We start from the raw sequence: 12,360 nt of genomic DNA, 5'->3' as shown, positions 1-12,360 counted from the left end.
CCCGAAAAAAGGAGGGGGTAAACAAAAAGTAGGAAATGCGGTTATGATAATAACTGAGAAATACCTTGTAAAAATGAAAAAGAAACCTGCCTCTTAAACGTCAGATTTCTTTTGGTATAAAGGTGCATATTATTGCAAATTCTCCCTCATTTTAGAAAGAACCTTTCTTAGTTGTATAAGCTCTTCCTCTGTTATATTCTTACAAAGAATTTCGTGAAATTCTTCTGCAATAGGAAGGACATGTTCACTTAAATTCCTCCCTTTTTCTGTTAGATATAACCGTTGGGCACGACGATCTTTTGGACAGATTAACTTTTTCACAAACCCCTTTTGTTCAAGACCTTGCGACATTCTAGCAATATTCGTTTTATCTTTATTTAGCTTAACTGTAATTTCATTTTGGCTGAGACCATCTTGTTCCCATAGTAACATCATGACTAAATTTTGTTCTGGTGCAATGTTAAAGGGGGCTAATTTTTTTTTCACATAATTTGTAAACATTAAATCTGAATGATGGATAAAGATACTGATATAATCATCTAAAAATAGCTTCATTGCATCTAATCTCCTAAATGTTACTTGTAATGAATAAATTTAGTTACAAGTATACCTTATTTCAATTTATAGGAAAATAGAATTAGACCAAAAGGCAAGCCTTTTGGTCTAATGAAGAACTGTTTAAAAAGTATTTGCAGCTGTTACTGCTTCTCTTAATCCATTTTCAATAATTTCACTAGCCTGTTCTGGGAATTGATTATGTCCCTCGATGATAATATTTGTAACATTGTTAATACCAAAGAAATCTAAAATTGTTGTAACATAGTTAACTGCCATTTCTTTTGAAGCAGCAGGTCCTTCTGAATAAACACCACCTCTTGCATTAAGAAGAGTAACTTTTTTATCAGAAAGTAAACCAACAGGTCCCTCTGGCGTATATTTGAACGTTGTTCCAGCTTGGCATAGATAATCCATGTACGTATGCAGAACAGCAGGGACAGCAAAGTTCCAAAGTGGAAATGCTAATACAATTTTATCTGCAGATAAAAACTGATCTAGATATTTTTTTACTGTTGCTGTAGCAGCTTGTTCATCAGAAGATAACTCGATACCCTTACCTAATTTAAACATTCCATTAATACTATCTACTCCATAATAAGGTAGATTTTCGCTGAATAAATCAAGCTCTGTGATTGAATCTTCTGGATGAGATTCTTTGTAGCTTTGTAAGAAAGCATCATATAATTGAACACTGACAGCCTGTGATATAGGGCGTGAATTTGCTTTAATAAATAATACGTTTGACATAAATGTTTTCCTCCAATTTTTGTTGTTATAGCAACTATTTTAAAATAAGAACTCTGTAAGTCTAAAAGAGTGCAAGATGATGCCTAATAGTTGCTATAGCAACCATTTTTGTTTAGTTTCATGTTAATGTTTAGTTTATAAAAGAAGTTGCTACACTTTCTTTTTAACATCCTTGATTTTAGTTACTTAAACTCTTATTGTCAATTCTTTAGCTCAAACAATATCTACAATGAACCAGTTAGTTGCCTAACTTCTATGGAATAGTATAACTGTTTGTTCTAGAAATGAATTCATTTGATTGTCGGAAGTATACTCATTAATTAGACTTAAGACTTTTGATGTAGGTAAATACTGGATTGACCGATTAAAAATAGAAAAAGCCCTGAAACGTAAAGTTTCAGGACTCTTCTTCAAAAGTTATTACATAACATTAAAATATCTTGCTTCTGGATGGGCCACGACAATTGCTGTAACAGATGCTTCAGGCTCCATCATAAAGCCCTCTGTTAACTGAATTCCAATATCTTCAGGTCTTAATAGCTTAAAGAGTTTTTCTTGATCTTCAAGGTCAGGACAGGCCGGATAGCCAAACGAATACCTTTGACCTTGATATTTAGCTGAAAAGCGCTGATCCATTGTAAAGTCAGGGGCATCAGGGAAGCCCCAACGATCGCGAACAAGCTGATGTGTTCGTTCTGCTAGTCCTTCTGCAAGCTCTAAAGCAAGTGCTTGAACAGCATGGCTTTTTAAATAATCTCCTTGTTCCTTAAAGCCTTGTGCTAACTCGCGAATTTGGCTGCCCGCTGTAACTGCAAACATGGCTACATAATCAAATCCATCTTCCTGCTTAGGGCGAACATAATCTGAGATACAACGGTATGGTAGTTTTTCTTGTCTTGGAAAATCAAATGTTTCCAAAATCGAATTTGTGTTATTTGGATCTAAAATATACAATTTATTTCCTTCACTATAAGATGGGTAGAATTGATAAGCAACAGCTGGCTTAAACCATTTCTTTTTGGCACCATCCTTTAATAGGTCTTGAATTAACTCAACTAATTCTAATGCTTTTGGATCTTTCTTTTGCACCAATTCCTTGATTTTTCCTTTTAATCCAAGGTGGTGTCCGATTAGCATTTGCATATTTACATAAGGAATAATTTGGGTAATATCAATATCTTTAATCAAATGACGCTTAGTATCCACCGGAGTAAAGATAGGTGCTTCACTAAGGTTACCACGCTTTTCTAATAGCTCAGTAACAGCTTTCGTCTGCGTACTTTTTGGTTTTGATTCTTCAGTAACTGCAGCTTCTTTTTCAGCAAACAGCTCTGGAGAAGTCCGCAATTGATTTGCTAAGGATAATCCGTCCATTGCATCTTTTGCGTAAACAACTGGACCCGTATATTGTGGAGAAATTTTCATTCTCGTAAATTTTCTTGAAAGGGCAGCTCCACCTACTAAAATTGGTACGTTGCAATTAGCTTCATGTAAGTCCTGAGCAGTAATGACCATTTGCTGAGCAGATTTTACTAAAAGCCCAGACAAACCAATAATATCGGGTTTTTCATCTTTAACTGCTTGAATAAGTGTTTGAGGTGTTACTTTTATTCCCAGGTCAACAACCTTATAACCATTATTACTTAAAATAATGTCCACTAAGTTTTTACCGATATCGTGAACATCACCTTTAACCGTTGCTAATAAAATTTTACCTTTTCCACTATCGTCTTTCTTGTCCATAAATTGTTCTAAATAGGATACGGAAGCTTTCATTACTTCAGCACTTTGCAATACTTCAGCAACAATTAATTGATTGTCATTAAACAATACACCAACCTCGGCCATTCCAGCCATTAGTGGTCCGTTGATGATCGAAAGAGGATCAGGGTACTTTTTAAGAGCTAATTCTAAATCTGGAAGAAGACCTTCCTTTGTTCCTTCAACGATATATAGAGCTAGTCTTTCTTCTAATGGAAGAGATTTAACTGGCTTTTTGTTTTCCTTTTTCTTTCCTCGATAAAATGCTGTAAAGGCAGCGAGTGTTTCATCAGTTGTTTTAAATAACAGATCTTCTGCTTGCTGGATTTCAGCCTTTGGAATCGAAGCAAAACGCTCTAATTTTTCTGTGTTTACAATCGCATAATCAAGTCCTGCTTGTGTACAGTGGTATAAATAAACTGCATTCAATACTTCACGTCCAACAGGAGGAAGACCAAAGGATACATTACTAACGCCGAGGATGGTTAAGCATTCTGGTAAGTGTTCCTTTATCAGCTGAATACCACGTACTGTTTCATTCGCAGATCCAATATATTGCTCATCACCAGTTCCAACCGGGAAAACAAGCGGGTCAAATATTAAATCACTCGCCTTAAGACCATGTTTTTTGACAAGTAAATCATGTGAACGAATCGCAACCTCAAGCTTTTTTTCAGCTGTTAAGGCCATCCCAATTTCATCAATGGTTCCTACTACTAAAGCTCCACCATATTTTTTAACAAGGGGAACAATTGCATCGAAGCGTTCTTCACCGTCCTCAAGGTTAATTGAGTTGATGATTGCTTTACCTTGAGAATATTTTAATGCTCTTTCGATGACCTTTTCATCTGTTGAGTCAATAACGAGAGGAGCCTTTACCTTTTTAACAACCTCTTGAATGAATGCCTCCATGTCTTCAAGCTCATCTCTGTCAGGGTCTGCTAAGCAAATATCGATAACATGTGCACCATTTTTCACCTGTGCTCTAGCAATTTCAGAGGCTTCTTCAAATTTTTGTTCTGCAATCAACCGTTTGAATTTACGGGAACCGATTACGTTTGTACGTTCTCCGACAAATAGTGGACGCATGCCATCTTCATAAAGAAGGGCATCGATTCCAGAAACAGTGTGACCACTTGAAACGTCTTCAATGTTCCGAGGGCTGATCGTTGATACAGCATCACAAATAGCTTTAATATGTTCTGGAGTTGTTCCACAACAGCCACCTACAAAGTTTAGCCAGCCTTGTTCAGCGAAGCCAACAAGTTTTTTGGCAAGTGACTCAGGTGATTCATGGTAATTTCCTTCTTCATCTGGTAATCCAGCATTCGGATAACAGCTTACTGCTGTATTCGCTAATCCAGATAATGTACGGATATGGTCTGTCATAAATTCAGGACCTGTTGCACAGTTAAGACCAACAGAAATTGGTTTCATGTGCTCTAATGAGACATAAAAAGCCTCAATATCCTGTCCTGCTAATGTTGTACCCATTGGTTCAATTGTTCCAGAAACCATAAGTGGAAGCTCTTTACCTGTTGTTTCAAATGCCTTTTGGATGCCTAAGAATCCAGCTTTTACATTTAGCATATCCTGGCTAGTTTCAAGGAGAAGTAAGTCGGCGCCACCGATAATTAATCCTCTTGCTTGTTCTTCATAGTTATCGACTAATGTATCAAATGTTGTCCCACCTGTTACAGATAACGTTTTCGTTGTTGGACCCATTGCTCCGGCAACATATCTTGGTTTTTCAGGTGTGGAAAATTTCTCAGCTGCTTTTTTTGCAATTTTTGCTGATTCAATATTAAGTTCAAGGGCGAAAGAACCTAAATCATATTCATCTAAAACAAGACTAGTAGCACCAAATGTGTTTGTTGAAATGATATCTGAGCCTGCTTCAAGATAGGCTTCATGAATCGCTTCAATTGTTTTCGGTGCTGTTAATGTTAAATATTCATTACAGCCTTCGTAATCTTCACCACCAAAATCATCAGGTGTAAGATCAGCAGCTTGAATCATTGTACCCATTGCACCGTCAAGTACAAGTATCCGTTTTTTTATTTCATTTTTGATGCTACACATGTGTAATCTTCCTTTCAGCCAGTTGTTTTTCCTTCTCATGGATGTAATTGGTTAGCTCCACTGTAAGGTCGTACTGTAAAAATGGGGTTATTAAATAAATTCCATTAAATAAATCAAATGCTGTATCAATAAGATCCTTTGCAATGGCTAGGCCTTCTTGGCGGGCTCTTTCCTTATCTGTTCCTGCTGCTGCCATTTTATCTCGAATCGAATCTGAAAGTTTAATTCCAGGAATTTCATTATGAATAAATTCTGCGTTACGGCTTGATGTCAATGGCATGATCCCAATGTAAATAGGTGCTTTTAAATTTCTAGTTTCCTCATATACATCTACAATTTGTTGACTGGAATAAAGAGGTTGTGAGATAAAATAATCTGCACCATGGGCAATTTTCTTTTCAAGTCTGACAACAGCCTTATCTAAGTGACGAACATTTGGATTAAAGGCAGCCGCAACTGAGAAGTTTGTTTTTTCACCTAATGGTTTACCTGAATAAGAGACACCTTCATTGAATTGTTTAATTAAACTAATTAAATCAAAAGAAGAGACATCATAAACAGAAGTTGCTCCAGGGAAATCACCAATTTTTGAAGGGTCACCAGTAATTGCCAGTACATCAGACAGTCCTAATGAATGTAAACCCATTAAATGCGATTGTAAGCCAATTAAGTTTCGGTCACGACATGTAATATGAATTAATGCTCTGCCACCTGTTTTTTCTTTTGCGAGAATTCCGGCAGCTAGATTGCTTACCCGTGGAGAAGCAAGTGAGTTATCTGCAAGAGTCAAAGCGTCGATACCTGCATGATGAAGCGCTTGTGCTCCTTCGAGGAATTTATTCATTCCAAGCTTCTTCGGAGGGTCAAGCTCAACAATAACTGAACGTTTTTCCTTTACAATCTCCTGAAGTGGAGGAAGTGTGCCAGTGTTACTAGATGTGATATTTACTTGTACTTGCTTCGGAACTCTTACCTTTTTATCTGTCACAGGAGTTAGATGTCCTACAGCTTCAGCCATTGCTTGAATGTGTTTTGGTGTTGTTCCACAGCAGCCACCAATTAGGCGAACACCTTGGTCTCTAAACTTCAGAGCGCTCTCCTTAAAGTAACCTTCATCAGATTCATAAACTAAACGACCTTCATTTAAAGCAGGTAAGCTACTGTTTGGGAATACAGATAGATAGGCTGACTCAAGAAGTGGAACCTCCTCAAGAGATTGAATCATATGGTATGGACCTAAACGGCAGTTTAAGCCAATTACATTCGCACCAAGCTCTTCGAGAGTTGAAAAAGCATCTGTTAATGCTGTCCCATCTTGTAAAACACCTGCTTCATGGAGGGATACATTTGCTATGATTGGTTTATTTGTTTCTTTTTTTGCAATTTGGAGTACCGTTTTCATTTCCTCTAAATCATAGTAGGTTTCAAGTAATAGTCCATCGACATCTTCATTTAGTAATATAAACAGCTGCTCTCTAAAATTTCGTTTAATTTCTTCAAGTGTATGGGCGCTTTTCTTGAATGAACGAACACCGCCAATAGTTCCGAATACATATGTTGAAGAAGTAGCTGCACGTTTGGCAATTTCAACAGCAGTTTTGTTAATTTGTCTAATTTCATCCTCTAGGCCGTATCTTGAGAGTTTAATATCATTTGCCCCATATGTGTTCGTCTGAATAAGGTTAGCACCGGCTTGAATATATGCTTGATGAACGCGTTGAACATCATCAGGTCTAGAAAGGTTTAATTCTTCAAAACAACGATCAACACCGTGGGAATAAAGCATTGTTCCCATTGCACCGTCCCCAATTAAAATCTTACTCTTTAAGTCTTCCAAAAAGCTCATAGAAAAGCCTCCGATCTATGTAGTAGTGTGAAGAGAAAAAATGAATCGATATAATAATAAAAAAAGCCCTCTTAAGAAGAAGGCTGAGTGATTCAAAGCTTCCCCTTATCTTTCAAGCATCTTACATGCTTAGCTGGAATTAGCACCTTGGGACTCGGAGGATAAGTAGGAAAGATTGATTGTTTAGAAAGTTTGAAAACCATGCTGTTGTTTGTTTTCTATCCGCACCTGCAAGGTTTGTAGATGCGGATAGAAAACAACTTAAGGATTATCTTCTTTCTTTGAACAATCAACTAAAATCCAGTCATCACTCGTTATGGACCGGTTGCTGAAGCTTCATAGGGCCAGTCCCTCAGCTTCTCTTGATAAGATATGAAATTAATGTATTTACTTTAATATATTGAAAAGTGTTACAACTAATTTATCTAATATTATGAAAAATATCAATAGTTAAATGATATTTTGGTTAAAATTACGAGTGGGAAAAGGTGGTAATCATCTTTCAAAAAGTAGTAAAAAGACAGTTCAGCAACAACTATGTGTTAGATGAACTGTCTGTTAATTTCGTATAGGATTTCTGTTGATAAACGGGCTCTTGCGCTTTTGGTCTAGCGATAATTAATGAACTGTACGTCAATTGGTAAGTCAGCTTCTCTTATTGCAGCAATAACTTGTTGTAAATCGTCTCTGCTTTTTCCTGTTACACGAATTTGATCATCTTGAATTTGAGTTTTTACCTTTAATCCAGCATTTTTAATAAGCGTATTTATTTTTTTTGCATTTTCTTTATCAATCCCAGAAACTAATTCTGCTCTTTGACGAACTGTTCCACCTGAGGCATTCTCAATTTTTTTATACGAAATATTTTTAATTGGTACATTTCGTTTAACAAGTTTTGATAATAGGACGTCTTTTAGTTGGTCTAGCTTGTACTCATCGTCAGAGACTAAAACGAGCTCTTCTTTTTCTAATGAAATATTACTTTTGCTCCCTTTAAAATCATAACGAGTAGCAATTTCTTTCATTGCTATACTGATTGCATTCGTCACTTCGGGGAATTCAATTTTGGATACAATATCAAATGAACTATCTTTCGCCATATTAATCCTCCATTACGTATATAATATGGTTAGATTATAGTAAAATAAAACAATGATCACAACTTTTTAAACGCCCAAAGGACTTTTAAGTATAAAAGTTGCTAAAAAACTACTCACAAATGATGAGGAAAGTGAGAACTAATAAAATTTTCACTTAAATGAAAGGAACGATAAATGATATGATGCCAGGCACATTTGCAACATTAACGATAGATGAAAAGGTCGATTATGGATACTTCTTAACAGATGGAGATGAGCGTGTTCTATTACATAAAAGTGAAGTGATAGGAGAAATCGAGGTAGGAGAAAAAATTGAGGTCTTTTTCGTGATTGATGCTCAAGAACGATTGTACGCAACGATGAAAAAACCACTGATTACGGATCAATCATACGGTTGGGTAGAAGTGGTAGATGTAGTAGATGATATGGGGGCTTTTGTGAATATTGGCTTGAGTAAGGATGCTCTTGTAGCAAAGGATCATCTCCCGTTTTTAAGAGAAGTATGGCCTAAACCAGGGGACAAGCTTTATTGTACATTAAAGGTTTCGGGAAATGGCCGTTTTTTTGTTCGCCTAGCGACAGAGGAAATTGTTGAGCCTTTCTTTAAAGATGCTGATCGTTCGTTGTTTAATAAAGAAATTACAGGAACTGTTTACAGAATGATAGTAGCAGGTTCATTCATATTAACTGAAGAAGGCTATAAAGGTTTTATCCATTCCTCACAGCGAATCGTTGAGCCGCGCTTAGGTGAGACAGTAACAGGACGAGTTATTGACGTGAAGGAGGATGGGACTCTTAACGTTAGTTTATTGCCACGAAAGCATGAGGCACTAAGTGGTGATGCAGAACGAATTTATGGTTATATGCAAGAAAGAGGCGGAGCAATGCCTTTCAATGATAAAAGTGATCCAGATGATATATATGAACGCTTTGAACTAAGTAAAGGTGCGTTTAAACGAGCTTTAGGGCATTTAATGAAGCATGGTAGAGTTTATCAAAAAGATGGCTGGACATATTTTAAAGAACAGCAGGATCAATAAGAATAAGAACGGTCTTCATTCTATTTAGAAATGAAGACCGTTTTTTAATATAAGGAAGTAGGAGCCATTTCAGAACCAATAGCTTGACGCTTTCATAAGATACAAAATATACTGATTTTATAGAATGTTTAGTATAAAAGTACTATGAAAGAACATATTAAAGGATTGATATGGGATGGAAATAAAAGTGCTTGCAGTTGAAAATGGAGTACATAACAAGTTAGAGCTATCAAGAGAGCAATATGTACATCTAAAAGATAAGAATGTTTTTTCACTAGGTGGTCAAGTTTATCATTATGGAAGGATGGACTTACAAACAAATTGTCTGACTATATTTGTAAAGCCAGAAAAATAACAACATTTAGAACAATAAGGTCTTTCACTTAACATGAGATACATGCCTGAGTAAAAGACCTTTTGTTAGCGTTTAGGAAATTATAAAATTCTTGAACTGTGGATAAGCGCACGACATCCAGCTCCAGCGCTTAAGCAGAAGTGGACTTCCCTCACCACTGTACGATAAGTCAACATCGAACGCTTGCGCTTTTGTTCATTTATGATCTGTTCTCTTAGAATATTGACGTTCGCCTTGCTTGCGATTTTTATCACGCATCATGTTTTTTTCATGGCGCTTAGCATTATTATCTTGTGACTTTTTATCGTTATCACTAGTATGTGGCATGAAAAAGCTCCTTTCAAACGAATATAGTTTTACTATGCCCTCACTTAGCTTTAACTATGTGTTACTATAACTCGTCATTTAAGAAGAATATCGCTAGAGTACCAGGGCCAGCATGAGCTCCAACAACTGCTCCAACATAATTTATATAAACTTCATTTGGTGAAAATTCCTTCTCGATCAATGCTTTCATTTCATACGCAGCTTCTTCATCATCCCCATGGCTGATGGCGATGGTTTGGTTTTGTAAGTTAACGCCACGTTCACTCATAATTTCAATAATGCGTCGGAAAACTTTTTTACGACCACGTATCTTTTCAAGGGGAATAAGTTTACCGTTCTCTACATGGAGCAAAGGCTTAATATTTAAAAGGCCCCCAACAAATGCAGATGCTTTGCTAATTCTACCTCCTCGAGCTAAATATTCTAAATTATCTACTGTAAAGATATGCTCCATCTTTAGGCAATAGTTTTTTACAGCTGCTTCGATTTCACTTAGTTGTTTTCCACTTTCAGCTAAATCAGCTGCATATTTAACAGCAAGACCGTGTCCAAGCGAGGCGCACTTTGAATCGATAATCGCTAATTCAAAGGAGGGGAATTCTTCAAGTACCTCATTGCGAATCATCATCGCTGTTTGATATGTACCGGATAGCTCTGATGAAAATGCTACATAAAGACTTGGAATTCCTTTGTTTGCAAGGTCAGTAAATGTTTCCTTTATTAAAAGAGGAGAAGGTTGTGATGTTTTAACAACAGCACCTTCGCGCATTGTATTATATAACTGTTTAGGTTTTATTTCTATTTGATCCTGTAGTTGCTCACCATTCATATCTACGCTAAGCGGAAGAAATGAAATAGAATGTTCCTCAAAATAGTCTAGCGGTAAATCACAAGCGCTATCTGCTAGGATATGTACATTCATCTAAACACCTCATTTGTATTTGTTCATTTCATTTATCCTAATAAATACGTAAGTATAAGATATCTATATTCCTTCAAAATGTAGTCATGCTAACAAGTCTAATTCAGTTTTAGTTTATCATGATCAAATTAAAATACAATCTTTGTATTCATTTTACATGAAAATGGGAAGAACAATGAATATAGGACTTAGATTGCAGAGGAGGTCTATCTTTTCATGATAAAAGGTGAGGTAATAAAAATTATTGTTGTGCTTGTTGGTGCATTATTAAATGCAATAGGTTTGAACTTATTTCTAATTCCTGCAAACGTATATTCAAGTGGTTTTACAGGGCTTTCTCAACTGTTTTCTAGCATTCTAGAGGAATATACACCTTTTTATATTTCCACAGGTATCTTATTATTACTACTAAATATTCCAGTAGCAATTTTGGGATGGATAAAGGTGGGGAGAACCTTTACGTTATATAGCTTCTTAAGTGTAGCAGCAACAACTATATTTTTAGAATTAATCCCATTACAATCTCTTTCGAACGATATTTTACTTAATGCTGTTTTCGGTGGAGTAATTCTTGCTGTTGGTGTTGGAATCACATTGAAATATGGTGCCTCAACAGGAGGATTAGATATTATCGCAATGGTGTTGTCTAGAATGAAGGATAAGCCCGTTGGAACCTATATTTTTATGTTGAATTCTGTCATTATTTTTACAGCAGGTCTCTTGTATGGGTGGGAGAAGGCATTATATACTTTAGTTGCGCTTTATGCTACAACAAGGGTAATTGACGTCATCCATACTAGACATGTGAAGCTTACTGCGATGGTTGTAACTAAAAAGGCAGATGATTTAAAGAAGGCTATTCATTCGAAACTAGTAAGAGGTATTACGATGATTCCAGCTAAGGGTGCTTTTACAAATGAATCAAAGGATATGATGATTATTGTCATTACTCGGTATGAATTGTATGATTTAGAAAAAATAATTAAAGAAGTAGATCCGAATGCATTTACTAATATAATTCAAACAACAGGGATATTTGGCTTCTTCAGGAAAGATTAATGAGGTGTTTGAATGGCGCGATCCATCGTACTTTTTAGCATGATGATTATGTTTTTATTTGGTTGTTCAGGTGGTAATGAGAATACTGCGAATACAAAGATTGAAGAAAAAGATGGAGAGGTAAAAGTGGAGAATAGTGAATTGGAATTAATGGTTGACGTGAAAGTTTTAAGTAATCAAGCAGAATTTATTATTACACTAATAAATAATTCAAGTAAAACGAAAAAACTTGAATTTTCTTCAAGTCAAAAATATGAAATTATTGTTACTGATCAAAATAATCAAGTGGTGTATCGTTACTCCGAAGGAAAGATGTTTGCTCAAGCCCTTGAGTCTACCTTAATAAAGCAAGATGAAAGCATAAAATGGGAAGAGATATGGGAATTTGATAATGGTATAAAGCCTGGTGAATATGAGGTAGAAGTATCTATTTTATCAGATGATGCCGAGGGGTTAATAAAAAAGAAAACTATTTACGTTACAGAAGAAGGGAGCTGACTCATGAGAGCCAGCTCTTTTTCTTAAGAGTTAAGAAAGTTATAATTTTGTACTTAGTTTTGGTG

General features: G+C 35.9%; 12 protein-coding genes and 1 riboswitch. Of the genes, 5 read left to right on the top strand and 7 right to left on the bottom strand.

Annotation, left to right across the window (positions count from 1 at the left end):
- Positions 1-129: 129 nt before the first annotated feature.
- From I7822_RS08240 to I7822_RS08225, 4 genes are all read right to left on the bottom strand, one after another.
- Positions 130-555 carry a MarR family winged helix-turn-helix transcriptional regulator gene (locus I7822_RS08240; protein WP_207976829.1) on the bottom strand — a complete coding sequence of 142 codons (426 nt, stop codon included), beginning with the start codon at positions 553-555 and terminating at the stop codon, positions 130-132.
- Positions 556-678: 123 nt separating this feature from the next.
- A complete protein-coding gene (locus I7822_RS08235; protein ID WP_207976826.1) occupies positions 679-1,305 on the bottom strand; it encodes an FMN-dependent NADH-azoreductase in 627 nt (208 codons plus the stop codon).
- A gap of 420 nt (positions 1,306-1,725) precedes the next feature.
- On the bottom strand, positions 1,726-5,148 hold the full coding sequence (gene metH, locus I7822_RS08230) for a methionine synthase (RefSeq protein WP_207976825.1): 3,423 nt from the start codon (positions 5,146-5,148) through the stop codon (positions 1,726-1,728).
- Entirely contained in the window at positions 5,141-6,994 is a 1,854-nt protein-coding gene (locus I7822_RS08225) for a bifunctional homocysteine S-methyltransferase/methylenetetrahydrofolate reductase (RefSeq protein WP_207976823.1), read from the bottom strand. The genes metH and I7822_RS08225 overlap by 8 nt, the downstream gene beginning before the upstream one ends.
- 102 nt (positions 6,995-7,096) lie before the next feature.
- A riboswitch (SAM riboswitch) is annotated at positions 7,097-7,366 on the bottom strand.
- 28 nt (positions 7,367-7,394) lie between these two features.
- Here I7822_RS08225 and I7822_RS30625 point away from each other — a divergent pair.
- On the top strand, positions 7,395-7,448 hold the full coding sequence (locus I7822_RS30625; protein WP_369094754.1) for a hypothetical protein: 54 nt from the start codon (positions 7,395-7,397) through the stop codon (positions 7,446-7,448).
- A 154-nt stretch (positions 7,449-7,602) separates the two neighbouring features.
- On the opposite strand, the gene I7822_RS08220 is transcribed toward I7822_RS30625, so the two are convergent.
- Positions 7,603-8,094: a YajQ family cyclic di-GMP-binding protein gene (locus tag I7822_RS08220; RefSeq protein WP_207976821.1), complete on the bottom strand. Its 492-nt coding sequence runs from the start codon at positions 8,092-8,094 to the stop codon at positions 7,603-7,605.
- A gap of 179 nt (positions 8,095-8,273) precedes the next feature.
- On the opposite strand from I7822_RS08220, the gene I7822_RS08215 reads away from it, so the two are divergent.
- Positions 8,274-9,134 (top strand): CvfB family protein, encoded by an 861-nt coding sequence (locus tag I7822_RS08215; RefSeq protein WP_207976819.1) that lies wholly within the window; start codon positions 8,274-8,276, stop codon positions 9,132-9,134.
- Positions 9,135-9,309: 175 nt separating this feature from the next.
- Positions 9,310-9,489 (top strand): hypothetical protein, encoded by a 180-nt coding sequence (locus I7822_RS08210; RefSeq protein WP_207976817.1) that lies wholly within the window; start codon positions 9,310-9,312, stop codon positions 9,487-9,489.
- Between the two features lie 195 nt (positions 9,490-9,684).
- Here I7822_RS08210 and I7822_RS08205 read toward each other — a convergent pair whose 3' ends face one another.
- Positions 9,685-9,816 (bottom strand): DUF3941 domain-containing protein, encoded by a 132-nt coding sequence (locus tag I7822_RS08205; protein ID WP_207976816.1) that lies wholly within the window; start codon positions 9,814-9,816, stop codon positions 9,685-9,687.
- A 64-nt stretch (positions 9,817-9,880) separates the two neighbouring features.
- Positions 9,881-10,738, bottom strand: coding sequence for a DegV family protein (locus tag I7822_RS08200; RefSeq protein ID WP_207976814.1), 858 nt, complete (start codon positions 10,736-10,738; stop codon positions 9,881-9,883).
- 216 nt (positions 10,739-10,954) lie between these two features.
- Here I7822_RS08200 and I7822_RS08195 point away from each other — a divergent pair, with 216 nt between their 5' ends.
- Together I7822_RS08195 and I7822_RS08190 are read left to right on the top strand one after the other, a co-directional pair.
- Positions 10,955-11,797, top strand: coding sequence for a YitT family protein (locus tag I7822_RS08195; RefSeq protein WP_207976812.1), 843 nt, complete (start codon positions 10,955-10,957; stop codon positions 11,795-11,797).
- A 12-nt stretch (positions 11,798-11,809) separates the two neighbouring features.
- The gene (locus I7822_RS08190; RefSeq protein ID WP_207976810.1) at positions 11,810-12,295 is read left to right on the top strand and encodes a BsuPI-related putative proteinase inhibitor; all 486 of its coding nucleotides are present in this window, start codon (positions 11,810-11,812) and stop codon (positions 12,293-12,295) included.
- Positions 12,296-12,360 lie beyond the last annotated feature (65 nt).

The organism is Metabacillus bambusae, assembly GCF_017497975.1.
GTDB classification, from domain to species: Bacteria; Bacillota; Bacilli; order Bacillales; family Bacillaceae; genus Metabacillus; species Metabacillus bambusae.
The sequence above is the reverse complement of the archived record's forward strand: the minus strand, read 5'-3'. Positions and strand labels throughout refer to the sequence as shown.

Excerpts from the sequence above, each read along its gene's own strand:
- I7822_RS08240 (WP_207976829.1), bottom strand. The coding sequence starts at position 555 with ATGAAGCTATTTTTAGATGATTATATCAGTATCTTTATCCATCATTCA.
- I7822_RS08235 (WP_207976826.1), bottom strand. The coding sequence starts at position 1,305 with ATGTCAAACGTATTATTTATTAAAGCAAATTCACGCCCTATATCACAG.
- metH (WP_207976825.1), bottom strand. The coding sequence starts at position 5,148 with ATGTGTAGCATCAAAAATGAAATAAAAAAACGGATACTTGTACTTGAC.
- I7822_RS08225 (WP_207976823.1), bottom strand. The coding sequence starts at position 6,994 with ATGAGCTTTTTGGAAGACTTAAAGAGTAAGATTTTAATTGGGGACGGT.
- I7822_RS08220 (WP_207976821.1), bottom strand. The coding sequence starts at position 8,094 with ATGGCGAAAGATAGTTCATTTGATATTGTATCCAAAATTGAATTCCCC.
- I7822_RS08215 (WP_207976819.1), top strand. The coding sequence starts at position 8,274 with ATGATGCCAGGCACATTTGCAACATTAACGATAGATGAAAAGGTCGAT.
- I7822_RS08210 (WP_207976817.1), top strand. The coding sequence starts at position 9,310 with ATGGAAATAAAAGTGCTTGCAGTTGAAAATGGAGTACATAACAAGTTA.
- I7822_RS08205 (WP_207976816.1), bottom strand. The coding sequence starts at position 9,816 with ATGCCACATACTAGTGATAACGATAAAAAGTCACAAGATAATAATGCT.
- I7822_RS08200 (WP_207976814.1), bottom strand. The coding sequence starts at position 10,738 with ATGAATGTACATATCCTAGCAGATAGCGCTTGTGATTTACCGCTAGAC.
- I7822_RS08195 (WP_207976812.1), top strand. The coding sequence starts at position 10,955 with ATGATAAAAGGTGAGGTAATAAAAATTATTGTTGTGCTTGTTGGTGCA.
- I7822_RS08190 (WP_207976810.1), top strand. The coding sequence starts at position 11,810 with ATGGCGCGATCCATCGTACTTTTTAGCATGATGATTATGTTTTTATTT.